At 66.4% G+C, this 26,302-nt stretch carries 23 protein-coding genes and 1 tRNA gene; 9 read left to right on the top strand and 15 right to left on the bottom strand.

What is annotated here, in order from left to right:
• Window positions 1-110 precede the first annotated feature (110 nt).
• Complete coding sequence (locus tag ACRY_RS03620; protein ID WP_011941374.1) at window positions 111-1,217, top strand: mechanosensitive ion channel family protein; 1,107 nt, start codon at window positions 111-113, stop codon at window positions 1,215-1,217.
• A gap of 15 nt (window positions 1,218-1,232) precedes the next feature.
• Here the strand turns inward: ACRY_RS03620 and proB are convergent, their stop codons facing one another.
• From proB to rplU, 4 genes are all read right to left on the bottom strand, one after another.
• Window positions 1,233-2,384: a glutamate 5-kinase gene (gene proB, locus ACRY_RS03615; protein WP_007422156.1), complete on the bottom strand. Its 1,152-nt coding sequence runs from the start codon at window positions 2,382-2,384 to the stop codon at window positions 1,233-1,235.
• Window positions 2,381-3,379, bottom strand: a complete 999-nt coding sequence (gene obgE / locus ACRY_RS03610) for a GTPase ObgE (protein ID WP_007422157.1) — start codon at window positions 3,377-3,379, stop codon at window positions 2,381-2,383. Before obgE ends, proB begins: the two co-directional genes overlap by 4 nt.
• Before the next feature lie 62 nt (window positions 3,380-3,441).
• Window positions 3,442-3,711: a 50S ribosomal protein L27 gene (gene rpmA, locus ACRY_RS03605; protein ID WP_011941373.1), complete on the bottom strand. Its 270-nt coding sequence runs from the start codon at window positions 3,709-3,711 to the stop codon at window positions 3,442-3,444.
• A gap of 15 nt (window positions 3,712-3,726) precedes the next feature.
• The gene (rplU, locus tag ACRY_RS03600) at window positions 3,727-4,041 is read right to left on the bottom strand and encodes a 50S ribosomal protein L21 (RefSeq protein WP_007422159.1); all 315 of its coding nucleotides are present in this window, start codon (window positions 4,039-4,041) and stop codon (window positions 3,727-3,729) included.
• 198 nt (window positions 4,042-4,239) lie between these two features.
• On the opposite strand from rplU, the gene ACRY_RS03595 reads away from it, so the two are divergent.
• From ACRY_RS03595 to ACRY_RS03575, 4 genes are all read left to right on the top strand, one after another.
• Window positions 4,240-4,329, top strand: a tRNA-Ser gene (locus tag ACRY_RS03595).
• Window positions 4,330-4,681: 352 nt separating this feature from the next.
• A complete protein-coding gene (locus tag ACRY_RS18915) occupies window positions 4,682-4,915 on the top strand; it encodes a sugar ABC transporter permease (protein WP_081432867.1) in 234 nt (77 codons plus the stop codon).
• Between the two features lie 492 nt (window positions 4,916-5,407).
• Window positions 5,408-6,370 (top strand): FkbM family methyltransferase, encoded by a 963-nt coding sequence (locus ACRY_RS03580; RefSeq protein ID WP_011941371.1) that lies wholly within the window; start codon window positions 5,408-5,410, stop codon window positions 6,368-6,370.
• Between the two features lie 328 nt (window positions 6,371-6,698).
• The gene (locus ACRY_RS03575) at window positions 6,699-9,968 is read left to right on the top strand and encodes a glycosyltransferase (protein ID WP_011941370.1); all 3,270 of its coding nucleotides are present in this window, start codon (window positions 6,699-6,701) and stop codon (window positions 9,966-9,968) included.
• A gap of 25 nt (window positions 9,969-9,993) precedes the next feature.
• Here the strand turns inward: ACRY_RS03575 and ACRY_RS03570 are convergent, their stop codons facing one another.
• The 8 genes from ACRY_RS03570 to ACRY_RS03535 all read right to left on the bottom strand — a co-directional run bounded on the left by ACRY_RS03570 (window position 9,994) and on the right by ACRY_RS03535 (window position 18,436).
• The gene (locus tag ACRY_RS03570) at window positions 9,994-10,962 is read right to left on the bottom strand and encodes an L-threonylcarbamoyladenylate synthase (protein WP_011941369.1); all 969 of its coding nucleotides are present in this window, start codon (window positions 10,960-10,962) and stop codon (window positions 9,994-9,996) included.
• A complete protein-coding gene (gene rbfA / locus ACRY_RS03565; RefSeq protein ID WP_011941368.1) occupies window positions 10,959-11,381 on the bottom strand; it encodes a 30S ribosome-binding factor RbfA in 423 nt (140 codons plus the stop codon). The genes ACRY_RS03570 and rbfA overlap by 4 nt, the downstream gene beginning before the upstream one ends.
• Entirely contained in the window at window positions 11,351-14,014 is a 2,664-nt protein-coding gene (infB, locus tag ACRY_RS03560; protein WP_011941367.1) for a translation initiation factor IF-2, read from the bottom strand. The genes rbfA and infB overlap by 31 nt, the downstream gene beginning before the upstream one ends.
• Before the next feature lie 16 nt (window positions 14,015-14,030).
• Window positions 14,031-14,822, bottom strand: coding sequence for a DUF448 domain-containing protein (locus ACRY_RS18910; RefSeq protein WP_081432866.1), 792 nt, complete (start codon window positions 14,820-14,822; stop codon window positions 14,031-14,033).
• The gene (gene nusA / locus ACRY_RS03550) at window positions 14,764-16,278 is read right to left on the bottom strand and encodes a transcription termination factor NusA (RefSeq protein WP_035187469.1); all 1,515 of its coding nucleotides are present in this window, start codon (window positions 16,276-16,278) and stop codon (window positions 14,764-14,766) included. The genes ACRY_RS18910 and nusA overlap by 59 nt, the downstream gene beginning before the upstream one ends.
• 31 nt (window positions 16,279-16,309) lie before the next feature.
• On the bottom strand, window positions 16,310-16,834 hold the full coding sequence (gene rimP / locus ACRY_RS03545; protein ID WP_007423547.1) for a ribosome maturation factor RimP: 525 nt from the start codon (window positions 16,832-16,834) through the stop codon (window positions 16,310-16,312).
• Window positions 16,835-16,971: 137 nt separating this feature from the next.
• A complete protein-coding gene (locus tag ACRY_RS03540) occupies window positions 16,972-17,598 on the bottom strand; it encodes an MlaC/ttg2D family ABC transporter substrate-binding protein (protein ID WP_007423548.1) in 627 nt (208 codons plus the stop codon).
• Between the two features lie 37 nt (window positions 17,599-17,635).
• Window positions 17,636-18,436, bottom strand: coding sequence for a VacJ family lipoprotein (locus ACRY_RS03535; RefSeq protein ID WP_007423549.1), 801 nt, complete (start codon window positions 18,434-18,436; stop codon window positions 17,636-17,638).
• Window positions 18,437-18,662: 226 nt separating this feature from the next.
• Here ACRY_RS03535 and metF point away from each other — a divergent pair, with 226 nt between their 5' ends.
• Genes metF through ACRY_RS03520 form a run of 3 tightly spaced genes read left to right on the top strand, consistent with a single transcriptional unit; the run spans window position 18,663 to window position 22,695 of the window.
• Window positions 18,663-19,595: a methylenetetrahydrofolate reductase [NAD(P)H] gene (gene metF, locus ACRY_RS03530; RefSeq protein ID WP_007423550.1), complete on the top strand. Its 933-nt coding sequence runs from the start codon at window positions 18,663-18,665 to the stop codon at window positions 19,593-19,595.
• Window positions 19,592-21,778, top strand: coding sequence for an ATP-dependent helicase (locus ACRY_RS03525; protein ID WP_011941362.1), 2,187 nt, complete (start codon window positions 19,592-19,594; stop codon window positions 21,776-21,778). The genes metF and ACRY_RS03525 overlap by 4 nt, the downstream gene beginning before the upstream one ends.
• Window positions 21,778-22,695 (top strand): 50S ribosomal protein L11 methyltransferase, encoded by a 918-nt coding sequence (locus ACRY_RS03520; RefSeq protein ID WP_011941361.1) that lies wholly within the window; start codon window positions 21,778-21,780, stop codon window positions 22,693-22,695. Before ACRY_RS03525 ends, ACRY_RS03520 begins: the two co-directional genes overlap by 1 nt.
• A gap of 45 nt (window positions 22,696-22,740) precedes the next feature.
• Here the strand turns inward: ACRY_RS03520 and ACRY_RS03515 are convergent, their stop codons facing one another.
• Window positions 22,741-22,962, bottom strand: a complete 222-nt coding sequence (locus ACRY_RS03515; RefSeq protein WP_007422007.1) for a DUF1127 domain-containing protein — start codon at window positions 22,960-22,962, stop codon at window positions 22,741-22,743.
• A gap of 211 nt (window positions 22,963-23,173) precedes the next feature.
• Between ACRY_RS03515 and ACRY_RS03510 the strand changes: the two genes are divergently transcribed.
• On the top strand, window positions 23,174-24,943 hold the full coding sequence (locus ACRY_RS03510; protein ID WP_011941359.1) for an aminopeptidase P family protein: 1,770 nt from the start codon (window positions 23,174-23,176) through the stop codon (window positions 24,941-24,943).
• Here ACRY_RS03510 and ccmB read toward each other — a convergent pair.
• Window positions 24,936-25,589: a heme exporter protein CcmB gene (ccmB, locus tag ACRY_RS03505; protein WP_011941358.1), complete on the bottom strand. Its 654-nt coding sequence runs from the start codon at window positions 25,587-25,589 to the stop codon at window positions 24,936-24,938. The two genes, ACRY_RS03510 and ccmB, sit on opposite strands and share 8 nt — an antisense overlap.
• Window positions 25,586-26,191: a heme ABC exporter ATP-binding protein CcmA gene (ccmA, locus tag ACRY_RS03500; RefSeq protein WP_138919157.1), complete on the bottom strand. Its 606-nt coding sequence runs from the start codon at window positions 26,189-26,191 to the stop codon at window positions 25,586-25,588. The genes ccmB and ccmA overlap by 4 nt, the downstream gene beginning before the upstream one ends.
• Window positions 26,192-26,302 lie beyond the last annotated feature (111 nt).

Genomic DNA, 26,302 nt, shown 5'->3' with positions numbered 1-26,302 from the left:
ATTTCCCCGGCGAAGGTTGTATCGCCGGCACGGCGGTCTACCTCCTCACTGAGCCCGGCGGCCGCGATCCCTTGCGGGGGACGCGGCGCGCCACCAGAGGAGGAGGCCGCATGACCCGATCCGCGCCCGGCAACCCCATCGCGCACGCCGCCGGCAACCTTACAATCGTGCTGCACGGCTGGCCGCCTTTGGTCACCACGGCAATCCTGGCCGCCGCCGCGATCCTGGTCGCGATCGTGTTCCACGCGATGCTGTTCCGGCTGCTCCCCCGCCCGTTGCGCGACCGCGGCAGGGCCACGGGGGCGCTGGTCGCCCGCGTGCGGGCCATCGTGCTGGCCTTCCTGATCGTGCTGATGCTGACCACGGTGGTGCCGCAGGCGCCGCTCGGACCGGGCCTGCGCTTCGGCGTGCTGCACGCGCTGAGCGCGGGCCTCGTGATCCTGATCGGCTGGGCCGTGCTGCTCGCGATCGACATCTACACGACGCGCCAGCTTTCCCACCGTCCCGACAACATCCAGGCCGACGCCATCGCCCGCAAGCACGTGACTCAATGGCAGGTGCTGCGCCGGGCCAGCCATGTGCTGACCATCATCATCACCACGGCCGCCGCGCTGATGGTGTTTCCAGCGGTGCGGGATTACGGGGTGTCGCTGCTCGCCTCCGCCGGCGCGGCCGGGCTCGTCGTCGGCCTCGCGGCGCGGCCGGTGCTCTCCAATCTCATCGCCGGCATCCAGATCGCCATCACCCAGCCGCTGCGCGTCGAGGATGCGGTGGTGATCAACGGCCAGTGGGGCTGGGTGGAGGAAATTACCTCGACCTACGTGGTGGTGCGGATCTGGAACTGGCAGCGCATGGTCGTCCCCCTGGCCTGGCTGCTCGAACAGCCGTTCCAGAACTGGACACGCGACTCGTCAGAACTGATCGGCGAGGTGCACTGGAGCCTCGACTATACCGTGCCGATGGACGTGCTGCGCCGCAAGCTCGACGAGATCGTGCACGCGACGCCGCTCTGGAGCGGCAAGGTGGTGGTGCTGCAGGTCACCCACGCGCTGGAGACCACGCTGACACTGCGCGCCCTGGTCTCGGCGCGCAATTCGGGCGAGGCCTGGGATCTGCGCTGCTTCGTGCGCGAGCAGATGATCACGTTCCTGCAGAAGGAATATCCATACGCGCTGCCGCGCCGGCGCGTCGACCTCGAACGGACGGAAGTCGCCTGACGCTTGTGCTCGGGCCTACGACGAAACGGACGGCAACGGGCCGGCGACGAGCACGAGGTCGTCGCGGTGGATCAGCTCATCCCGACCGCGCCAGCCGAGCAGCGCCTCGATCTCGTCGGTCCTGTGGCCGGCGATGAGCATCGCATCCTCGCTCGGATAGGCGGCAAGGCCGCGGGCCAGCGCCGCCCCATCCGGCCCGGCGATCTCGACCGCATCGCCACGCTCGAACCGTCCCTCGACGCGCACCACCCCCGCCGGCAGCAGCGATGAGCCGCGGCGGATCGCCCGCGCCGCGCCGGCATCGACATGCAGCCGCCCGAGCGGCGCGAGCGAGCCGGCGATCCAGCGCTTGCGCGCCGAGCGCCCTCCGGGCTGCGGCAGGAACCAGGTGCAGCGCGCCCCCGCTTCGAGGGACGCGAGCGGATGCGCAACCCCGCCAAGCGCGATCGCCATGGCACAGCCGGCCTGGGTCGCGATCCGCGCGGCGACGAGCTTGGTCCGCATCCCGCCGGAGGAATAGCCCGGCGGCGGCGCGCCGCCCATCGCCTCGATCTCCGGCGTGATCGCGGCGACGACGGGTAGATGCGCCGCCGCCGGGTCGCGCCGCGGATCGGCGGTATAGAGCCCGTCGATATCGGAGAGCAGGACCAGTTGGTCGGCCTCCACCATTTCGGCCACCCGACCGGCGAGCCGGTCGTTGTCGCCGAAGCGGATCTCGCCGGTGGCGACCGAGTCGTTCTCGTTGATCACAGGCACGGCGCCGAGTTCGAGCAGCGTGCGGAGCGTGGCCCGCGCGTTGAGATAGCGCCGCCGGTCCTCGGTATCGTCCATGGTCAGCAACAGTTGCGCCGCGACCAGCCCGTGCGCCGAAAGCGCCTCGCTCCAGGCCTGCGCCAGCCGGATCTGACCCACCGAGGCCGCAGCCTGCTTTTCCTCGAGCCGCAGCCGCTTCTGCGTCAGGCCAAGCTGCCGCCGCGCGAGAGCGATCGCCCCGGAGGACACCACGATAACACCGACGCCGCGCGCCCGGAGGGCCGCGATGTCGGCGGCCACGCTTGCAAGCCAGGCTGTGCGCGGCGCCGCGGCATCGGGATCGACGATGAGGGCGGACCCGATCTTCACCACCAGCAGCCGTGCGCTGCCTGGATCGGGCAGCCCCGGGCTCATTGCCGCTGCTCGCGGATCATCCGCAGGGTTTCGCGCAGCACCGCATCGACCCCCTGATGCGCGGCGGCGGAAATCACCATGACCTTGCAGCCCGAGGCCCGTTCCAGTGCCGAGCGCCGGCCGGCGATCTGGTGCGGCGTCATCGCATCCATCTTGTTCAGCACGATCAGCTCGGGCTTGTCCGCGAGCCCCCCGCCATAGGCTTCGAGCTCGCCACGAATCGTCCGCCAGGCGTCCACCACGTCGCCGGCCGCCCCGTCGATCAGGTGGATCAGCGCGGCGCAACGCTCGACATGGCCGAGAAAGCGGTCGCCAAGCCCCGCGCCGTCATGAGCGCCCTCGATCAGGCCCGGAATGTCGGCGAGGACGAATTCCTCGGTCATCGACAGCCGGACCACGCCGAGCTGCGGGTGCAGCGTGGTGAAGGGATAATCGGCGATCTTGGGCCGCGCCGCCGAGGCCACCGAGAGAAAGGTCGATTTCCCGGCATTCGGCAGCCCGACCAGCCCTGCATCGGCAATCAGCTTGAGCCGCAGCCAGACCCAGCGCTCCTCGCCCGGCCAGCCGGGATCGGCACGGCGCGGCGCGCGGTTGGTCGAGGTCTTGAACATGGCGTTGCCATGGCCGCCATCGCCGCCGCGCAGCAGCACGATGCGCTTGCCCGGTGCATCGAGATCGGCGAGCAGGGTCTCGCGGTCGTCGTCGAGGATCTGGGTGCCGACCGGCACCTTGATCACCACCGGCGGCGCGGCGGCGCCAGTACGGTCCGATCCGGCGCCATTGCCGCCCTTGCGGGCCCGGAAATGCTGGGTATAGCGGAAGTCGATCAGCGTATTGAGGTTCTCGACCGCCTCGAACACGATGTCGCCGCCGCGGCCGCCATTGCCGCCGTCCGGCCCACCGAACTCGATGTATTTCTCGCGCCGGAACGCGACGACGCCGTTGCCGCCATCGCCCGAACGCACATAGATTTTCGCCTGGTCGAGGAACTTCATGGGTGCAGATACGCAAAAGGCCGGCACCGGCCGGCCTTCGCGTCCTTCATGCCGGAGACAGATTACTCCGCGGCGAGCGGCAGCGGCTCGACCGAAACGTGCACGCGGCCTTCGGCCTTGCGGGAGAACTTCACGCGTCCGTCGACGAGGGCGAAGATCGTGTGGTCGCGGCCGACGCCGACATTGGCGCCCGGCTTCACCTTGGTGCCGCGCTGGCGGATGATGATGTTGCCGGCGATCACCTGTTCGTCACCGAACTTCTTGACGCCGAGGCGGCGGCCCTCGGAATCGCGCCCGTTGCGCGACGAACCACCGGCTTTCTTGTGTGCCATGGGATATCCCTCCGATCAGGCGGCGTTGATGCCGGACACGCGCAGCACGGTCACCGGCTGGCGGTGGCCATTCTTGCGACGGCTGTTCTGCCGGCGGCGCTTCTTGAAGATGATGACCGTATCGAGCTTGTCCTGCGCGATCACCGTGGCGGTGACCGTCGCACCCTCGACAACGGGTTTGCCCAAGGTCACGCCCTGTTCACCGCCGATGGCGAGAACGTCGGTGAAGGTGACGGTGCTGCCGGCCTCGGCCTCGAGCTTCTCGACCTTCAGCACCGCGTCCGGCACGACGCGATATTGTTTTCCGCCGGTGCGGATGACTGCGAACATCGATCTGGTCCAATTCTATCTGCAACGCCGCGCGGGCGGACAAAAAAAGCTGCGCGAAACCTTTCGGCATCGCGAGATTGCGGGGTTATAGCGGGATGCGCCCTGCTGTCAATTGATTCGCCCGATGGCAGGGCACCACCAACCGCAAGCCGACTGTTGCCTAGCCGGCGCCAACATGCCTATAAGCCGCGCGGCCGCGGAGAGGTGCCAGAGTGGTCGATTGGGACGGTCTCGAAAACCGTTGTGCCTTCACGGGTACCGTGGGTTCGAATCCCACCCTCTCCGCCAGTTTCGCCTTTTCACACGATCTCAGACGTCTACCTCTTCTATTTCTCCCGTACCGGCGGCCCAATCCGTCTCACGAGACATCGCCTCAAACCTCGGGGCACGAGGGGGCGGACATCGTGTATGGGAATGGGGATATACTTGCGGACGCCGCCATCCGTGAGTCGAAGGCGCTCGACAAGCCTTGCATGATGTTCGATTCCAATGTCTTGTTCCTGCTGTTAACGATGGCAGGAGGAAAGCTCTGACGCTTCCGTTGCCAAAAGATCGGCGGCAAGAAGAGGTTGCTCAGGATCGGTTCCTACCTCGAGGTGACCCTCGCCGCGGCGCAGGCCTGCGCATCCGCGCATGGAATGTGCTGGCCTATGTCATCTCTGGCCCGAAGGGCACCATCGCCGCGATCTTCCTCGCCTCGCGCATTCTCTCCATCGCCCCGCTCGGCAGGCAAGGGCTCAAGCTCGCCGCAATCGCCGCGGCGGTGATCGGCATCGCTAGCCTCTACAGCGGTCACGGCTCGATCATCGGCACGCTGTTCAGCGCTTTCGTCACGATGTTCATCGGCAACGGGCTAAACCTGCTGAACGTCTAGCCCTGCTCGCAGGGCACGGTGATCGGCTCAGCTATTATTATCGCCGTGCTGATCGCGCGCCTGCTGAGCAACGCGCGCCAGAGGGCCTGACCGTCCCTCCAGCTGTGCCTGCTTCCTCGTGCTTGGTCGGATCGGGGATGTCGCCAGACATCCGGGCCAGATCAAGCACGTCGACGGGCATGACCGAGTGTCGCACGCCTCGCCCGGCAACCCGGATCACTCTCCTACACGCTTCGCCCCGCTTCCGTTGGCCAGAATGAGCGCTCATTGCGCTCACCTCCCTCTCACTCGTTCCTTCCCGCCGTTCAGGTGGGTCGATCCTACGAGCGGCGCCGTCCGAATGATGTCCGCCACCGTTCACCCGTAGCCAGGGCCAGCCGTCTGAATTGCGCCGATTGGCTTTCATACCCGGAAGCCGGCTAGAACGACTGCTCCGAAAAGATTATTTCGGAGCCAGCACGTATAGTTCACAGTGATTTCATGTGGGGATTAATGGCGCCTGAAGCCGGCTCCGAACGTCAGTTCATTTCCTATGCCCAGAATTTCGAGGATGTCATGCTCTGGCGCGCGCTCGGGCATGTTTCGCCTGGAACCTATATCGACATCGGCGCACAGGATCCGATCATCGATTCCGTTAGCCTCGCGTTTTACGAGCGCGGATGGCGCGGGGTTCATGTCGAGCCAAACCCGGCTTATGCCGAACGCCTCCGGGTCGCGCGCCCTGACGAGAACGTTATCGAAGCTGCGATCGGGGCGACCAGCGATACGATCGACTTCTACGAAATTGCCGATACCGGGTTGAGCACGGGCGATGCCTTCCTTGCCGATGAGCACCGTCAACGCGGATTTTCCGTCAACCGCATCAAGGTGCCGTGCCGACCGCTATCCGACATTCTCGATGAAATGACGGATCAAGTTATCCATTGGATGAAAATTGACGTGGAAGGGATGGAACGAGAGGTGATTTCCACCTGGGCGCCGTCCGCTGTACGGCCGTGGATAATCGTGATCGAAAGCACCAAACCCAATACGAAAAACCCGACTTTTTCGGATTGGGAAGAAATTATCTCAAAATTAGGCTATAAATTTGTATATTTTGACGGGTTAAACAGATTTTATATCAGTATACGACATCTAGAATTACAATCTTATTTTTGCTACGGCCCAAATATATTTGATAATTTCAGTTTGAGCGGGCTTGCCTCCGCTCCGTTTTGCCGACAAATGCTCGCCGTAATCCAGGCACGAGAGCAGGAAGCTGAGCAGCGGATGGAGCGTGAAAAGGCCCTGCGACATGACGCGGAACAACAGGCGAACCAGGCGGCTTCCAGGCTGCGTGAAGCGGAGCGGCTGATCATGGAGATCCATGCCAGCCGCTCGTGGCGCGTGACGAGTCCGTTTAGAGCCGCAATGAACTTCATACGGCGGATGTCGCGCCAAACTCATGAGGGCTGACCGTGCAACCCGCCTATTTCTTTCGACGTCTTGTGCGTCTTACCCTGAGCGGATTGGCGGATCGGGTACGGGCCATGCCGAGGCTGCGCGCACTCGCAATCAACATCTTGCGACACTTTCCATGGCTGGATCGGGTTCTGCGCGCGGCTTTGCGGCCGACGCCCCCCGGCTCTCCCCGTCCCCGCGGACAGGTGCGGGCCCATGCGGCTCGATCGCGGCTGGCTAGGGCTCGTCATGCGGATCCCGACCTGCCGCTAACGGCGGCGAAGATCTACGCTCAACTCCTTCGCGCCAGCCTCAATGAAGACGAAACGGCCAGGATACGCTGATGCGCATCGTCATTGATGTGCAAGGAGCCCAGACGAGCGGCAGCGCGTTTCGCGGAATCGGGCGCTACACGATGGGTTTGGCCCAAGGCATCGCACGCTGGCGCGGGCCTCATGACGTCATTATCGCTGCCAGCGATGCCTTTCCCGAATCGCCGCCGCTGCTTCGGGCGACCTTCGCGCCACTCCTGCCGCCAGGACATTTTCGCGTCTGGCAATGCCCGAGAGGGATCAGCGCGGCAGATGACACCAATCATGCGCGGAGACGGGCAGCCGCATGCGTCCGGGAAGCCTATCTCGCCGCGCTTCGGCCGGATGTCGTTCTGGTTTCCAGTCTCTTCGAGGGCCTGATCGACGACGCCGTCGCCAGCATCGGCACCTTGCACGACATTCCGACGGCTGCGGTGCTTTATGACCTGATCCCCCTCATCCACCGCGAAACTTATCTTTCGCATCATGCCGTGATAGAAAAATGGTACGAAGCCCAGCTGGACCATCTGCGGCGCGCAGATCTGCTGCTGGCTATTTCAGCATCCAGCTCAAAGGAAGCAAAAGACCACCTCGGCTTTCCGGCGGGTCAAACGGTCAATATCGGCGCAGCTGCGGATCCGCAATTCCATCGGCGAAATCTGCCTCTTTCCACTCTGGATACGGTGCGGGCACGCTACGGTCTCAACCTGCCGTTCGTGATGTACACCGGAGGAATCGATCATCGCAAGAATCTCGATCGGCTCGTTACCGCTTTCGCCCGACTCCCCGCGCACCTACGTGAAGCCCATCAGCTTGCCATCGTCTGCAAGGCGGATGATGACGCACAAGACCGGCTGAGAACTCTCGCTCGACGCGAAGGGCTTGGCGCCTCGACGCTGATGTTCACCGGTTTCGTGCCCGAGGACGACCTCATCCACCTCTATCACGCCTGCACTGCCTTCGTATTTCCGAGTTGGCATGAAGGCTTCGGGTTGCCCGCGCTGGAAGCGATGGCATGTGGCGCGCCGGTGATTGCCAGCAACGCATCGAGCCTGCCGGAAGTCGTCGGCCTGGACGAAGCCCTGTTCGATCCGCTGAATCCGGACTCAATTGCGAACAGTCTCCAACAGGTTCTGGAGGATCGGGGGTTCCGGGAACGACTTGTCTCCCATGGCCTTGGGCAAGCCACCCGTTTTTCCTGGGACATCACGGCGCAACGCGCGGTGAAAGCTCTCGAAGCGCTCCATTTGCGCCATGCGCTGCAGCCGCAAAGACGCCGCGCGCAAACGCCCCGCCCAAAACTGGCCTACGTCTCGCCTCTGCCGCCAGAACAGAGCGGAATCAGCGATTACAGTGCCGAGCTGATTCCCGAACTGTCACGCTTCTATGAAATCGAGATCATCGCCAGTCGGCCGGATATCGGGCCCGAATGGCTCCGCAGCCAATTCCCGATCCGCTCGCCCGACTGGCTGAGCGCCAACCCCTCGTCCTACGACCGGGTCCTGTACCAGTTCGGGAACTCGGCATTTCATCAGCACATGTTCGACCTTCTGCGAGAAGTCCCCGGCGTGGTAACGCTGCACGATTTCTTCCTGTCAGGCGTCGCCTGGTGGATGGAAGGCGATGTCGGCCGCGCCGGCCATCTGGCAAGGGCGCTCTATCGAAGCCACGGTTACGCGGCTGCAGAACAGCGCTACAAGCGCGGGGACATCAATTCGGTCATCTGGGACTTTCCGTGCAACGCGGACGTGCTTTCGGATGCAATCGGGATCATCGTTCACGGCCCCAATGCGGTGCGCCTCGCCAGACAGTGGTACGGCCCCGACACGGCACGAGATTGGGCGATCATCCCCCTCCTCCGTGCACCCGCTTTTGGGTTTCATCGATCGGAGGCACGAAGGCGGATCGGATTGCCCGAAGATGCGATGCTGACCTGCAGCTTCGGCGGCCTTAACGCGACCAAGCTGAACCACGTCACGCTCGAAGCCTGGCTCGCCTCGGCACATGCCGATCGTCCCGACGCCTATCTCGCTTTCGTCGGCGGCCATTCCAACGACGATTATGGCCGCGCCCTGCTTGCGACAGCAAGGAACAGCCGGGCCGCGGAACGGATTCTCATCACCGGCTGGACCGATCAATCGACATATCGCGACTATCTCGCCGCTGCCGATATCGCGGTGCAACTACGCACGTTGTCGCGCGGGGAAACCTCCGCGGCCGTTCTTGACTGCATGAATTATGGTGCGGCCACGATCGTCAACGCAAACGGTTCGATGGCGGACCTCCCGGCGGACACGGTCTGGAAGCTGCCGGACAAATTCGAGCGTGCTCAACTGGCCGCCGTTCTGGACGTTCTGGCGCGTGATACCGGGAAACGCAAAGCCCTGGGCCAGCGCGCGCGCGAACGCATCCTCAGGACGCACGCTCCGCGCGCATGCGCGGCCGCCTATCACGAAGCGATCGAGGTTGCCTATCGGCAGGCAGATGCAACAACCCGCGGTGCGATCAGTTCCATCGGCCGATCCGCTTCGGGACTGACCGCGGCCGACCTCGCGCAGATCTCGGGCTGCCTCGCGCAGAACGGAGCCCAGCCCATCACTCGCCAATTCCTGGTGGATGTGTCCGGTCTCCTGGCACCAGATTCGAAAGACCGAATTCAATCATCCCCCCGGGAACTTCTGCTCGAACTGTTGCGGAGGCCACCGGCGGGATTTCGCGTGGAGCCCGTCCATGCCTCGGTGAAGGTCAACGGCTATCGCTACGCCAGGCGCTGGACAATGAGCCTTCTCGGCGTCCCATCAGAGGGATTCGAGGATGAACCGGTGGACGCGCACGCGGGCGACGTTTTTCTGGCGCTGTATCCGAACCACCGCGCCAGTTCTGGGCAAGCCGACCTATACCGGCGCTGGCGAACGCTCGGCGTCCGGACAGCTTTTATCATCGACGACCAGCCGCCCGCACGCGTGCCCAGGCAGGTTTCGCACGATGGCGAAAAGCCCTGCACCGACTGGCTCGAAATCGTCGCGGAGGCGGATAACGCGCTTTGCGTCTCCCGATCCGTGGCCGACGATTTCCGTGCTTGGCTGGATGAACAAGGAGCGCGGCGGTCCACGCCCATCGAGATCGGCTGTATCCACCGCGGCGGCGATGTCAAGAACACCGCGCCGAGCAGGGACATGCCTGCTGCACGAATAGCCGCGACCTGTCCGCTGACCTTGACGGAAAGCGTCGACATGCTGGTGCAGGCGCTCGGCCTTCCTCCCCGGCAGTCAGCCCTCCCCGGCGGCACAGCAACCGTCTGATCGATGCGTCCCGCGCTCGCCCCTGTCAGGACCGGGGGGCTGCCGCCCGCGCCAGACGGTCGTTGATCGCCGCACCCAGTCCACGTTCCGGAACGCGCGCCACCGCGATGCGTTGAAGCCCGGCCAACTCGGCTGCGGCATCCAACTCATGCAAGGAGTCGAACAGGCGGGCGGCAGCCTCGACCAGATCGCCGGCTGGAGAAAGATTGCGCGACACCGGCGGCAGCGTTGGCGGCTCGATGCCGAAACCAAGCCATGCCTCGCCGTCTTCCGGCGCGGTGGCGCCAAGCCGCATCGGCAACACGGGCGCATAATGCGAGGCGAGCATCCCCGGCGCCTTCACCGCCGCACCCATCTCGGATGCGATCGAGACTGGACCTAGCACGGCCTCCAGCGTCTCGCGGGAAATTCCGCCTGGGCGCAGGAGCACTGGCGTTGCCCCGGTAAGATCGACGATGGCGGATTCGAGTCCGACCTCACAGGCGCCGGATTCGAGGATCGCGGCAATTCGCCCCTCGAGGCCTGCGATAACGTGCGCCGGGCGGGTCGGGCTGAGCCGTCCTGACCGGTTTGCCGATGGCGCTGCCACAGGCCGACCGGTCGCGGCGAGAAGCGCCCGGGCGATCCCGTGGCCAGGCACGCGCACGGCGACAGAGGATAGACCCGCCGTCGCCAGCGCGGCGATATCGCTCTCATCCCGTCGCGGCAAGACCAGCGTCAACGGACCAGGCCAGAAGGCTTGAGCGGCTTCGCGCGCCCGCGCATCTGCGGCAGCGTGGCGGAATGCCGCATCGGCGTCGGGGAAATGGCTGATCAGCGGGTTGAACCGCGGCCGCCCTTTGGCCTCGTAGATCGCGGCGACGGCGCTGGCATTGGTGGCATCTGCACCAAGGCCGTATACCGTCTCGGTTGCGAAGGCCACCAGTTCGCCGGCCCGGAGCAGTTCGGCGGCGTGCGCGATTCCAGCCGCGTCTGCGGCAAGCCGCTCGGTCATTCCTCGTCCGGCTTCAGAAGATCCCGCATTACTTCGGGCCGATGCAGAAGCTCGTTGATCCGCGTCGCTTCATCGAGAGCATGGTCTGGCTGGAAATGCAGATCCGGCACGAACTTCATCCTTAGCCCATGGCCGATCTCGCCGCGCAGGAACGGTGCGATCCGCTTCAAGGCCGGAAGATACCGATCGATATCGGTCGCGCCGAGTCGCGAGACAAACACCGTGGCGTGCTTGAGATCTGGGCTCATCCGGACCTCGGCCACCGTGATATGCACACCGGCAAGCTCGGGATCGCGGAATTCGGTGCGGGCGAAGAGTTCGGCGAGCCGGTGGCGGAGATCCTCCGCCACCCGGCGCTGCCGCTGCGAGGGGCCTTCCGCGCCGCCCCTTACGCCGGAACGGTTTCGGTCTCGTAGCATTCGACCACGTCGCCTTCACGAAGATCCGAGAAGCCGGCGAAGGACAGGCCGCACTCATAGCCGCGCGCAACCTCGCGGACGTCGTCCTTGAACCGCTTCAACTGCGACAGTTCGCCCTGGTGGATGACGACGCCTTCCCGCAGCAGGCGGACGCCGGCGCCGCGCTTGACCAGGCCTTCCGTGACATAGCACCCGGCCACCTTGCCGACCTTGGTGATGTTGAACACCTGGCGGATCTCGGCATAGCCAAGGAACTTCTCGCGCTCGATCGGCGCGAGCTTGCCCTTCACCATCGTCTCGATGTCATCCGACACCTGATAGATGATGCTGTAGTAGCGGATGTCCACGCCGTCGCGGCTGGCCAGCGTGCGGGCCTGGGCATTGGCGCGGACGTTGAACGCGACGATGATCGCATCCGATGCCTTTGCAAGCTGAACATCGCTCTCCGTGATCTGACCGACGCCGGCGAGCAGCACGCGCACGCGCACCTCGTCATTGCCGAGCTTCTGCACGGTCGCCTGGATGGCCTCGGCACTACCCTGCACGTCGGCCTTGATGACAAGCGCCACTTCCTTCTGCTCGCCGGCCTGGATGCGGGCGAGCATCTGGTCGAGCGTGCCACGGGCCGCGGCACCCGCCGCCGCCGCGTGCTCGCGCAGCTTGCGCTGGCGGAACTCGGCGATTTCGCGGGCACGCCCTTCGTTCTCGACGACCACGAACACCTCGCCCGCTCCCGGCACGCCGGAGAGGCCGAGGATCTCGACCGGCGTCGAGGGGCCCGCGTCCTTGAGGGGTTGTCCATGATCGTCGAGCATGGCGCGCACACGGCCCTGCTCTGTGCCGGCCACGACGATGTCGCCCTGGCGCAACGTGCCTTTCTGGACGAGCACGGTCGCCACCGGCCCGCGGCCGCGATCCAGACTCGACTCGATCACGGCACCTTCCGCCGAGCGGTTCGGATTGGCCTTGAGATCAAGCAGTTCGGCCTGCAGCAGGATTGCCTCCTGCAGCGCGTCGAGCCCCTGCCGCTTCAGCGCCGAAACCTCGACATCCTGCGTCTCGCCGCCCATCGCCTCGACGGCGATATCGTATTGCAACAATTCGCTGCGCACACGATTGGGGTTGGCGTCCGGCCGGTCGATCTTGTTGATGGCGACAATGATGGGCACGTTCGCCGCCTTGGCGTGGCGGATCGCCTCGACGGTCTGCGGCATCACGCCGTCATCCGCGGCAACCACGAGGATGACGATATCGGTGACCGACGCGCCGCGGGCGCGCATCGCGGTGAAGGCTTCGTGGCCCGGCGTGTCGATGAACGTCATCTTCGCGCCGGATTCGAGCGTCACCTGATAGGCGCCGATATGCTGGGTAATGCCGCCCGCCTCGCGGGCGGCAACGTCGGTCGAGCGAAGGGCGTCGAGCAGGCTGGTCTTGCCGTGGTCGACATGGCCCATGATGGTGACGACCGGCGGCCTCACCTTCAGATCCGTCTCGGAATCTTCCTGCCCCTCGAGCCCGAGTTCCACATCGGATTCGGAGACGCGCTTCGACCGGTGCCCGAATTCCTCGACCACAAGTTCCGCGGTATCGGCATCGATGGTCTGGGTGGCCGTGGCCATCACGCCGAGTTTCATCAGCGACTTGACGACCTCGGGCACGCGGGCGGCCATGCGGTTCGCCAGTTCCTGCACGGTAATCGTCTCCGGCAGGACCACCTCGCGAACGACACGGACCTGATCCGAGCGCAGACGTTCGAGTTCCGCCTGGCGGCGCTCGCGGTCGCGCTGCCGGCGAACCGACGCCAGCGAGCGAACCCGCTCGTCATCTCCCGACAGGGCGGCCTGGACATCGATGCGGGCGCCGCGGCGGCGATCGTCCCCCACCTTCTTGGGCGCGGGCACGGAGGGCTTGCGACTGGGCGCGGCACCGCTGCCGGGACGGCGCGCGGGGCGGGACGCTTCCTCTTCCTCGTCGCGCCCGGTGCGGGCGGCACGCAGGCGCAGCGTTTCCGATGCCGAGGTGGCGGGGGGTACAGGCGCCGTGCGACGGGCCGGAGCCGCGCCCGGACGAGCCGGAGCCGCGGTCGGGGCAGGCATCGCGGCCCGAGGGGACGCAGCAGCCGCTGGCGCCGGCGGAGCGGCCGTTGCCTGCGAGGCCTCCGCGGCCCTGCGGCGCTCGGCTTCCTCCTCCTCGCGGCGGCGCGCCTCTTCCTCGGCGCGCAGGCGCTCGGCCTCCTCGGCGGCGCGAGCCTCTTCTTCGGCCTTGCGCCGTGCCTCTTCAGCCGCGGACAGGATCGAGATCTTCTCCTGCTCACGCCGCTCGGCCTCGAGGCGCGCGGCCTCACGCTGCTGCTCGACCACCGCCCGCTGGCGCGCGGCCTGCTCGGCTGCGGTCAGGCCACGAGGCGCAGCTGCACCGCCGGAGGCGCGCGACGGCGCCGACGGGCGTCCCGTCTCGGCACCAGCGGCGCCACCCCGCTTCTTCCGCACCTCGACCTGGACAACCTTCGAGCGCCCATGACTGAAGCTCTGCCGGACCGAACCGGCATCGACGGTCCGCCCCAGTTCGCCCCGGTTCACCGGCCGCAGCGAGAGCCGCCCTTTGGTTTCGCCTTGATCCTGCTCGTCGCTCATTCAATCCGGTCCGTAATCAATTCTGTGTCTTCGTCTGAGTCATATCTGCGGGCGGTCGAGCCTCGCGACCACCCAGGTCGGCGTTCTCTCTGCCCGCTCCCTGCGGAGCTTGCAATCGTCTGGCCGAAGGTTCTGCGCCCAGCACCCCTGCGAGGCGGAGGGAATCGGTCTCGATCATGCCGGCCAGGCGCCCAGGCCCGATAGCCACATGCACCACACGGTCACGGCCGAAAACGGCTCCCAGCCGAGCCGCCGAAATCGGCCTCACCACATTTGTCTTGCGGTGCTGGATCAGCCGATCCTGCTCGGCCAGGCTACCATCCGCCGCCTCGACCAGCAGAGCGCATTGCCCGGCGGCTATTCTTTCCTTCACCTTCTCGAACCCGCAAACGGCATCGCCAGCGCGGCGCGCCAGGCCGAGAAGTTCCACAATCCGCTTTTCCAGCGCCCTGCCTGCAATCTCCACGAGACCGGAAGGCAGAGCAATCCGCCGACCGGCAGCGCGGGAAAAGATATTGGCCTTCATCGCCTTTTCTATCACATCCCGCCGCGCACTCAACCACATGCCGCGACCGGGCAGGGTTGCAGCGACATCGAAGACGAGCGCTTCGGCCGCCACCGCCTCCGGCGCGACGACGAAGCGCAGCATCGCCTCGCGCTGCTGGCGCTCGCGCGTCACGAGACACCGGCGCAGCGGGCCGCTTTCGGCCGCCGCGTCATCGTCGGCGAGATCGGCGGAGAAATCCGGATCAGCCAGCGTCTTCCTCTCCCTCGAACCAGTGAGCGCGCGCCGCCATGATGATGGCATTCGCCGCGTCCTCGTCCATCGCATCGGCGCCGACGATCTCGATCAGTTCGTCAGAGGCAAGATCGGCAAGATCGTCCAGCGTCTTCACACCCTTCTCGCCGAGCGCCACCAGCATGGCAGGCGATAGCCCCTCCAGCCCGGCAAGATCATCGGCGACACCCAGCGCGCGCCGCTTGTCCTCAAGTTCGGTGGCCTTGCGCTCGAGCGCCACCTCGGCGCGGCGCTGCAGTTCGGCGGCGATCCCCTCATCGAATCCCTCGATCGCCGCAAGTTCCTCGACCGGCGTCGCGGCGAGATCCTCGACGCCCTCGAACCCTTCGGTGACCAGCAGGCCGGCGATCACGTCATCGACATCGAGCGCCTCGACGAACAGGCCGGAGCGGCGGCGGAACTCTTCCTGGCGCCGTTCGCTTTCCTCGGCCTCGGTCAAGATGTCGATATCCCAGCGGGTAAGCTGGCTGGCAAGGCGGACATTCTGGCCGCGCCGGCCGATCGCGAGCGAGAGCTGGGTGTCGGGCACGACGACCTCGACCTTGCCGGCCTCCTCGTCGAGCACGACCTTCGAGACCTCGGCCGGGGCGAGCGCGTTGACCACGAAGGTCGCCGGATTCGGGCTCCACGGAATGATGTCGATCTTTTCGCCCTGCAGTTCGGCCACCACCGCCTGCACGCGCGAGCCGCGCATGCCGACGCAGGCCCCGACCGGGTCGATGGAGGAATCGCGGCTGATCACCGCCATCTTGGCGCGCGAGCCAGGATCGCGGGCCACCGCCTTGATCTCGATGATCCCCTCGTAGATTTCCGGCACTTCCTGGGCGAAGAGCTTGGCGAGGAAGCCCGGATGGGTGCGTGAGAGAAAGATCTGCGGGCCGCGCGGTTCCTCGCGCACGTCGTAGATGAAGGCACGCACCCGGTCGCCATTGTGCAGGTTCTCGCGGGGAATCGTCTCGTCGCGCCGGAGCAGGGCTTCCGAGCGGCCGAGATCGACCATGAGGTTGCCGTATTCGGTGCGCTTGACCACGCCGGTGATGATCTCGCCGACACGGTCCTTGTATTCGTCGTACTGGCGCTTGCGCTCGTATTCGCGGACGCGCTGGACGATCACCTGCTTCGCCGTCTGCGCCGCGATGCGGCCGAAATCGATCGGCGGCAAAGGATCGACCAGATGCCCGCCGACTTCGATATCGGGCTTGAACTTGCGGGCGATATGGATCGGGATCTGGGTTTCCTCGTTCTCCACAGTCTCGACCGCCTCGGTCCAGCGCGAAAGGCGGACATCGCCGGTCTTGCGATCGATCGTCGCCCGAATGTCCTTCTCGTGGCCATATTTGGCGCGACCGGCCTTCTGGATGGCCTGCTCCATCGCCTCGAGCACTTCCTCGCGATCGATCTGCTTTTCGCGGGCCACCGCATCGGCGACAAGAAGGAGTTCGGGGCGGGCTATGGCGGTGTCCATGGTCATCTCGCTCTGTTCACGGATGGGTTTGTCAGTTGGCGGCCGGCGGCGTTTCCGTCGCCTTGATCAGTTCCTCGGTCAGCACCAGCTTGGCGCGCCGGATATGGGCATGCGGCAAGTCGACCGTCTCGCCGGAATCGAGCTTGACGCGCGCCTGGGCCTCGTCGGCGCCAAGCACCGTGCCGGTCAGGCGCTTGCGGCCCGAGGCGGTCGGAACGTCGAGATCGATGCGGGCAAGATGGCCGGCATAGCGGTTCCAGTCCTTCACCCGGGTCAGCGGCCGGTCGATCCCGGCGGAACTGACTTCCAGCGTCCAGGCCGAGCTGATTGGATCGTCCACGTCGAGCACGGCGGAGACGAGATGGCTGATACGCTCGCAGTCGTCGAGCGAGAGCGGCGTCTGGTCGGCGCGATCGGCCATGATCTGCACCGTCGGCGTCTGCTTGCCCATGATGGCGACACGCACGAGCTCGTAGCCGATCGACTCGAGCCCGGGGGCGATCAGTTCGGCGATGCGGCCTTCAAGGCCGGTATGCTGGGGGCGGGTATCGTTCACGGGGAAACTCTCGGGGTATCCTGGCAACAAAAAAGGTGGCCGGTTAGGGCCACCTCCATCAGTCTGGAGATTTATTTGCACGATATATAGGACGGACGCCGCTGCCGGGCAAGAGCGGCGTCCGCCCCCCGTGTGGGTCAGCCAGCTTCCATCCGGGCGATCTGCTTCTTCATGGCGTCGAGCAGGGCGCTCACCTGGCCGCCATTGTCGTTGATCACGCTCGAATAATCCGATCGTTCGGTAATCCTGAGCGAGGTTCCCTCGACCACGACATCGACGATCCGCGGCTTGCCGCCGACCGTATCAACCACCCACTGCACATCCGCCGGCGACTGGCCGGGCCGGGTGACCGTGGTCGACACCATCTCGCCCTCGGGCCCAGGCTTCGTGCCATCGACGGCGAACTGGACGCCCTTGTAGGCGCGGATCTGGTTGGTGATGTTGTAGGCCAGCGTCTGGTGGAAAAGTCTGAGGTATTCCTGTTGTTGTGCCGGTGTCGCCACCCGCCAGTAGCGGCCGAGCACGAATCGGCCGATCTGGTCGACGGCAACGATACGGTCAACAAGCTCGCGCAGCTTGTCCGCCTTCACCTTGGTCGAGTCGGGACCATTGACGATCGCGACCAGATGGTCACCGGATTGCTTGATGAAACTCTGCGCCACCGAGGCGGCCGGCGCGGCAGCGAGGGCGGTTGCAGGCAGCGCGCCCAGAACCGGCAATACGGCGAACGCGCCGAGCAGAACCCGGCGAACGGAAGAAGCCATCAGAAAATCCTTTCTGCAGTGCGTCGTCTCGAATGCCCTACGGCGAGCCATAGGGGCGCGGTTTCATCGCTTCCCGTTCCTTCGCCGGATACCAGGCCGGTGGCGTCGCGATATCGCGCTCGTTGATTGTCCTCAACTGTGCGGCACGATGTTGGCGATAAAGGCTCCGGAATGTGGCATAGGGATCGAGCGACGACTTTTTGATATTGCTGATCGTGCCCAGCAGGTTTGCCCGTTTGTTCACAACGTCGAGCGCATCCGAGCTGTAGTTGAAGATGGTCAGGCCGGTCGAGGGCGGGGCCGCGACCGTGGGCGTGAGAAAGAAGCCCGCAGGAAGGACGGAGGCATCGCGCACATCCGAGGGGCCGGCGAATGGCAGATAGAGATAGGGGCCCTCGGGCACGCCATACCCGGCGAGGGTCAGGCCGAGATCGGTGTAGACCCGCTTGTAACCTATGGCGCTCGCCGGGTCGAAAATGCCGCCGATCCCGACCGTCGAATTGACGATGAAGCGGACAAGCGTGGTGCCGGCGTCGCGCGGCTTGCCGGCGGCCATGAACTCAAGCAGTTCGGCTGGGCCGTCCATGTTTTGCATGAAATCGCTCACATGCTCCCGAATCGCCGGAGTCGTGATGTGGCTATATCCGACAGCTACCGGGCGCAGCACGTAAGTGTCGAGCACGTTGTCGAAATGATAGAAGACCTTGTTGGCGGGCTTCAGCGGGTCGTTCTGCTGCTGATAGGCCTCGAACGCGGCCTTGTTGGAGCGCGGCGGCGGCGTCGCGCAGCCTGCAAGCAGAACGGACGCCGCAACCAACGGCAGGATCGATGTCTTCACGTTGCCTACAGGCCTCCTTTTTCGGCATCCTCTTACGGATGCCGCGTTGTCTTTTGCCGCAACGGCGCGCACGACGCTCCGGCAGGGCGTGTCCGGACGGAGCACACCCCCTATATCAAGCGGTATGTAGCGCAGCATCCGGAGCGATCAACAGCACGGCCCACCGGAGGCTGCCGGCCTTGCCACCGGCGGCGCTTGCTGCCACGAGACGCCCGAGGAGTTTCCGATGAGTCACACCCCGCCCCGCGCCGTCCTGGAACGCTGGCTGTCCGGTCCGCGCGTTGATCCGCTGCCAACGCCTGCGCTGCGCGCCCCGGCCCCGGCGATCTCGTTCGAATTCTTTCCGCCCAAGACCGAAACACTGGAAGCCCAGCTCTGGGCCTGCATTCGCCGGCTCGAACCGCTGGCGCCGCGCTTCGTCTCGATCACCTACGGCGCCGGCGGCTCGACCCAGGAGCGCACCCACGCCACCGTCACCCGCCTGGTGCGGGAGACCACCCTTGTTCCGGCAGCGCACCTGACCTGCGTCGGCGCCTCGCGCGGCGAGGTCGATGATGTCGCCCGCCGCTACTGGGATGCCGGCGTGCGCCACATCGTCGCCCTGCGCGGCGACCCGCCGGGCGGCACCGCCTATGCGCCGCATCCCGAGGGCTACGCCTATGCGGCCGATCTCGTCGCCGGGCTGCGCCGCGTCGCCGATTTCGAGATCTCGGTCGCCGCCTATCCCGAAACCCACACCCAGGCACCAAGCCCGCAGGCCGATCTCGACAATCTGAAGCGCAAGCTCGATGCCGGGGCGACGCGGGCGATCAGCCAGGTCTTCTTCGAGACCGGCCATTTCCTCGACTTTCTCGACCGCGCGCTGGCCGCCGGCATCACCGCGCCGATCATCCCCGGCATCATGCCGGTCTCCAATTTCGGGCAGGCGAAGCGGATCAGCGAGATGGCCGGCACCCATGTCCCCGCCTGGATGGGCGAGATGTTCGACGGACTCGACGACGATGCCGAAACCCGCAAGATGGTCGCCGCGAGCATCGCCGCCGAGCAGGTCCGCACGCTGCAGGCCAACGGCATCGACGAGTTCCATTTCTACACCCTCAACCGCGCCGACCTCACCTACGCCATCGCGCGCATCCTGGGCGTGAAGCCGGCCAGGTGAGCGACTATCTCGACAGGCTGAACCCCGCCCAGCGCGAAGCCGTCGAGGCGGTGGACGGGCCGGTGCTGGTGCTTGCCGGTGCCGGCACCGGCAAGACCCGCGTGCTGACCACCCGCTTCGCCCATATCCTGCTCACGCGCCGCGCCTTTCCGAACCAGGTGCTCGCCGTCACCTTCACGAACAAGGCGGCGCGGGAGATGCGCGAGCGCGTCTCCGCCCTGCTCGGCGAGCCGGCGGAGGGGCTCTGGCTCGGCACCTTCCACGCCCTCGCGGCACGGATGCTCCGCCGCCATGCCGAACTCGTCGGCCGCACGTCGAATTTCTCGATCCTCGACCCGGACGACCAGCTCCGCCTGCTCAAGCAGGTGATGGAAGCGCGACGGATGGACGTGAAGCGCTTCACCCCGCAGGGGCTGATGGGCACGATCCAGCGCTGGAAGGATCGCGGCCTGCTGCCGGACCAGGTGCCGCGCGAGCTCGATATCGACTGGGGGGCCGAATCCGCGCGCGACCTCTATGCTGCCTACCAGGAACGGCTGCAGGCGCTAAACGCGATGGATTTCGGCGACCTGTTGATGCTCGCGACCGACCTGCTCAAGCGCGAGCCCGAGATCCTCGCGCAGTATCACCGCCGCTTCCGCTACATCCTGGTCGACGAATACCAGGACACCAACCTCGTCCAGTATTACTGGCTGCGCCTGCTCGCCCAGGCCTCGAAGAACATCTGCTGCGTGGGCGACGACGACCAGAGCATCTATTCCTGGCGCGGTGCGGAGATCGAGAACATCCTGCGCTTCGAGCAGGATTTCCCGGGTGCGAAAATCGTCAGGCTGGAGGCGAATTACCGCTCGACCGCGCCGATCCTGCGCGCCGCCTCGGCGCTGATCGCGCATAATGAAGGCCGGCTCGGCAAGACGCTGCATGCCGGGCGGAACGATGCCGAGGGCGAGAAGGTCGAGGTTCTCGCCTTCTGGGATTCGGACGAGGAAAGCCGCGCCGTCGCCAGCCGGATCGAAGGGCTGCGCGCCGACGGCCACAAGCTCGCCGAATGCGCGGTGCTGGTCCGCGCCGGCTTCCAGACCCGCGGCTTCGAGGAGCGCTTCATCACCATCGGCCTGCCCTATCGCATTGTCGGCGGCCTGCGCTTCTACGAGCGGGCGGAAATCCGCGACGCCATCGCCTATCTGCGGCTGCTGGCCCAGCCGGCGGACGACCTCGCTTTCGAGCGCATCGTCAACACGCCGAAACGCGGCCTGGGCGACACCGCGCTGCGCACCCTGCACGAGCGCGCCCGCGCCGATGGCGTCCCGCTCGCCGAGGCCGCGAGCCGCGTGGTCGCCGAAGGCGGGCTGCGCGGCAAGGCGCGGGACGGGCTGCGCACCCTGCTCGCCCAGTTCGCCGAATGGCGCGAGACCCTGCGGCTCGATGGCCATGTCGTCGCCCTTTCCACCCTGCTCGATGCCAGCGGCTACATCGCGATGTGGCAGGAGCAGAAAACCCCCGAGGCGGCCGGCCGGATCGAGAACCTGAAGGAGTTGGTCCGCGCCGTCGCCGAGTTCGAGACGCTCGGCGGCTTTCTCGAACATGTCGCCCTCGTGATGGACAACGACAATGAACCGGACGACGACAAGGTCGTGCTGATGACGCTGCACGCGGCGAAGGGGCTGGAGTTCGACACCGTGTTCCTCCCCGGCTGGGAAGAGGGCGTGTTCCCCAACCAGCGCGCGCTCGACGAGGGCGGCGGCCGCGCGCTGGAGGAGGAACGCCGCCTCGCCTATGTCGGCATCACCAGGGCGAAGCAGCGCGCCATCATCTCACACTGCGCCAACCGCCGGATCTACGCCAACTGGCAAAGCAGCGTGCCGTCCCGCTTCATCGAGGAACTGCCGGAGGATGCGATCCGTACCGGCGGCTCCGCGGCGCTTGAGCAGCGCAACGCACCGCCCGTCTTCGCCACCGCGCGCCCGCTGGTCGCCGCCCGGCGGGCGAGCGGCGAACACGCCGATGCCTGGGCCGCCACCCCGCGCCCGCCCCGCACCGACAGGATCACCGAAGGAACCCGCGTGTTTCACCAGAAATTCGGCTACGGCGTCGTGATCGACGCGGAAGACGACCGGCTCGACATCCGTTTCGACAATGCCGGCGAAAAACGCGTGCTCGACCGTTTCGTGGAGCGGGCGTGATGGCGCGGGGCGGCGTGGAAATGCTCGAGCGCGTCACCGTGACGGTGCCGGAGGAAGCGCTCGAAACCTTCGAGGCGGCGCTGGAGACGTGCTGCCGCAGCGTCGGCTTCTTTCTCGACGAGGCGAACGGCACCTGGATCGTCGAGGGGCTGCGCGAGCCCGGCAGCGCGGATGGCGACCTCGCCGCCGCCCTGCTGCTGGCCGAGGCCGCGAGCGGCGTCAGCCCCGCGGTCGAGCGGGAGCTGGTGCCGGCCGGCGGCTGGCTCGCCCGCAGCTACGAGGGCTTCCCCGAGCAGCTGATCGGTCACCGCTTCGCCATACGCGGTACCCATGTCACTACACCGCTGGCGGCGGGGCGCATCACCATCCTGCTCGATGCCGGCCTCGCCTTCGGCACCGGCGAACACGGCTCGACGCGCGGCTGCCTGCTGGCGTTGGAACGCCTCGCGAAACGGCGCGCGCCTGGCCGCATTCTCGATCTCGGCACCGGCTCGGGCATTCTCGCCATCACGGCAGCGAAAATCTGGGGAAAGCCGGTCCTCGCCACCGATATCGACCAGCGGGCGGTGCGGGTAGCCAGCGCCAACGCGGCGCTCAACGGCGTCGCCCCGCTGCTGCGGGTGATCGGCTCGGATGGCTGGTCGGCGCCGATGCTCGCCCGCCGCGCCCCATACGATCTCGTCTTCGCCAACATCCTCGCCCGGCCGCTGGTCGCCATGGCGCATGAACTCTCAGCGCATCTTGCCCCGGGCGGCACCGCCATTCTCGCCGGCCTGCTCGGCCGCCAGGCGCGCTGGGTGATGTCGGCGCATCGCCGCCACGGCCTCGTCCTCAAGGGCCGGATCGACGATGGCGAATGGACCACCCTCATCCTCGGCAAGGGGCGCGCGACCCCGGATGGCAAAAACCCGGGCTGACGATGATCGTCAGCCCGGGTTCTTCTTGCCATCCACCGTCAGACGTCAGATCGGACGCTGATAGGTTCCGTTCACCACGGCGCGAATATCGGCCCGGCTGATGCCGAGATCGGCGAGTTCGCGATCGCTCAGGCTCTGCAGTTCGCGGTAGGCCTCACGCGCCGCGCGGCGCTCGGCGAACCAGGCGCTAACGCGGGCGAAGCTGTTTGCCGCCCGACGGGCGCTGTCGGCGAGAGCCGCATCGATTGCCGCGGCGTGAGCCGCCATGGAGTTGGCAACCGGGAGGGAATGTTTGTTATGGGTCGTGGAAGACATGATACTTCACCATCGTTTAAGGAGCGAAACCCGATGCGGCTGGTCCTTTAGTGCCATCCATCATCGTCTTTTCGCAGTGCAACATAATCCCGCAACAAAGGTTTGGGGAGCGAGACATTTCTCTGTCAGACATGCAAAAAACGGATGGGTTTTTGGTTAAGATATGATGAAAACGCAATTCGACTCCCTGAGAAATGCGCTTCACGATCAGGGGTTGGATGGCTTCATCCAGCCCCGGAATGACGAGTTTCTCGGCGAATACGTGCCCGAATCGGCGTCCCGTCTTGCCTGGCTCACCGGTTTCACCGGCAGCGCCGGCCTTGCCATCGTGCTCGCCGACCGCGCCGCCGTCTTCTCCGATGGCCGCTACACGCTGCAACTCGTCGAACAGACCGACCCGGCGACCTGGGAACGGCGTCACATCGTCGAGACCCCGCCGGTCGAATGGCTGAAATCGGCCGCGCCCGGCGCGCGGATCGGCTACGACCCCTGGCTAATGACAGCCAACGCCGTCGCCACCTATGCCGATGCCGGGTTCACCATGGTCCCGGTGGACAACCCGATCGACCAGCTCTGGGCCGACCGCCCAGCGCCGCCGGCCTCGCCGGCCCTTGCGCATCCGCCGGAATTTGCCGGGGAATCCGCCGAATCCAAGCGCTCCCGCATCGCCGAAGCCATCGCGCGGGACGGAGCGGACGCGGTGATGCTGACCGATCCGCACGCCGTTGCCTGGCTGTTCAACCTGCGCGGAGCGGACCTGCCGCATACGCCGATCGTGCTCTGCTTCGCCCTGCTCCGGCGCGACGGTTCGGCAATCATCTTCATTGACCCGGCGCGGGTTCCGCCGGCAACGCGCGCGCATCTCGGCGCCGGCGTCGAGATCGTCCCCCGCGCGGCGATGGAACGGAGCCTCGCCACGCTGCGCGGCAAGCGGGTCCTCCTCGATCCGGCAACGGCGCCGATCCGCTTCAGCCAGTTGCTGGGGGATGCCGGGGCGATCACCGTCTCGGGCGGCGATCCCTGCGTGTTGCCGCGCGCGATCAAGAACCCCACCGAGCAGGAAGGCGCTCGCGCCGCGCACCGGCGCGACGGCGTGGCACTGTGCCGCTTCCTCGCCTGGTTCGCCGAAGCTTCGCCCGCGGGCGGCCAGACCGAGCGAAGCGCCGCGGCGCAGTTGTTCGCCTTCCGCAGCACCGCTCCCGAGTTCCATGGCGAAAGCTTCCCTGCCATTTCCGGCGCAGGCGAGCACGGCGCCATCATCCATTACAGCGTCACCGCCGCCTCGGACCGCCCGATCCGCCACGACGAGGTCTACCTGATCGACAGCGGCGGCCAATACCCCGACGGCACGACGGATGTGACCCGCACGCTCTGGACCGGGCCGGGCGAACCGCCGCCCACGTTGCGCGACCGCTTCACCCGCGTGCTCGCGGGCCATATCGCCCTGGCACGCGCGCGCTTCCCGCAAGGCACGTCCGGCCCGCAGCTCGACGCTCTCGCCCGCGCGCCGCTCTGGGACGCCGGCCTCGATTTCGATCACGGCACCGGCCACGGCGTCGGCTCCTATCTCTCGGTGCATGAGGGGCCGGCGAGCTTTCACCGGCTGGCGAAGCCGATCCCGCTCGCGCCGGGCATGATCCTGTCCGACGAACCCGGCTATTACGAACCCGGCGGCTACGGAATCCGGCTGGAAAACCTGCTGCTGGTCGTCCCGTCGCCGGTCGGGGCGGCAAAGCCCTTCCTCGAATTCGAGCCGCTCACCCTCGCCCCGTTCGACCGCCGGCTGATCGACCCTACCCTGCTCGGTCCCGCCGCCCGCGCCTGGCTCGACGCCTACCACGCCCGCGTGCTGACAATGATCGGCCCACATCTGGACGGAGCGACGCGCACCTGGCTCGAAGCCGCTTGCGCGCCGCTACAGGAGGTCAACTGACCGACGCCCTCAGCGCCGCCCCGGCGGCCAGCGGAGCGATCGGCAGGAACAGCGCAAGCAGTCCGCCGAGCATCGCGAATTCGGCGAAGGGCGACTGCGCCACCGCCCCCGCCGCGCCGAAGATCACCGCCGGAATCATCAGCGGCAGGGCGATCAACGGGAGCAGCACCGTTCCGCCGCGGGCGCCGAGCGTCACGGCGGCGCTCATGCCACCCACGAGCGACAACAGCATCGTCCCGGGCAGCAGCGTCGCCAGCAACTGTGGCACTGCGCCGCCGTCGAGACGCAGCATGATCGCGACCGGCCCGGCGATGACCAGCAGCGGTAGCCCCGTCGTCAGCCAGTGCCCGACGATCTTGCCGAGCGCCACGGCGCTGGCCGGAAGGCCGGAGAGCATCAGCTGGTCGAGCGAACCATCCTCGAAATCGGCGGCGAACAGCCGGTTGAGCGGCAGCAGCGCCGCCAGCAGCGCAATCACCCAGACCACCCCCGGCGCGATGCCGGACAGCACATTGGCCGACGGCCCGATCGCGAAGGCGAACAGGCTGGCGGCGATCACGAAGAACAGGAGCGAGGCCACCGAGTCGCCCGCATGGCGGAGAGCGAGAATCAGCTCCCGGCGGATCAGGGAGAAGAAGTGTGTCATGCCGCTGCTTTCGCCAGGTCGAACGGTATGGCCCCCGGCAGGTCGAGGGGAAGATGCGTTGCCGCGATGACCATGCCGCCACGGTCACGATGTGCGGCGATATTGGCCTCGAGCCGCCGAACCGAGGCGGCATCGAGCCCGGTGGTCGGCTCGTCGAGCAGCCAGAGCGGCGCATCGGACAAAGCGAGCCGCGCCAGCGCCAGCCGGCGGCGCTGCCCCGAGGAGAGCAGCCGGGCCGGCAGATCGGCGAACCGCTCGAGATCGACGCTGGCCAGCGCCGTCAGCACGTTCTCGCGCTGGCGCTTCCGATCGAGGCCAAGATTTTCCGCCACGCTCAGCCCCGGCTTGATCGCGTCCATATGGCCGACGAAGCATAGCCTGGTCGCGTGCAGAGGCGGATCGTCGAGCGCGTTTTCGCCATCCCAGACGAATTCGCCGGCCGCCGGCGGCGTCAACCCGGCGAGCAGGCGGATGAGCGAGGACTTCCCCGCCCCGTTCGGCCCGACCAGCACCAGCGCCCCGCCCCGTTCCAGCCGGAACGAGATGTCCCGGAACACGAGACGTTCACCGCGTATCGCAGCGAGGCCCTTCGCTTCCAACATGGCTAGCGACCGGCGCGGGACATGGACGCGGGCGCCGCACCGTGATTTAAGCGGCGCGAAACCGGGTTTTGCTGCGGCGCAACGCACCGCAGTGGCGCGCGAAGAGGAGCG

The sequence above is a fragment of the Acidiphilium cryptum JF-5 genome (assembly GCF_000016725.1).
Lineage (GTDB): Bacteria > Pseudomonadota > Alphaproteobacteria > Acetobacterales > Acetobacteraceae > Acidiphilium > Acidiphilium multivorum.
The sequence above is the reverse complement of the archived record's forward strand: the minus strand, read 5'-3'. Positions and strand labels throughout refer to the sequence as shown.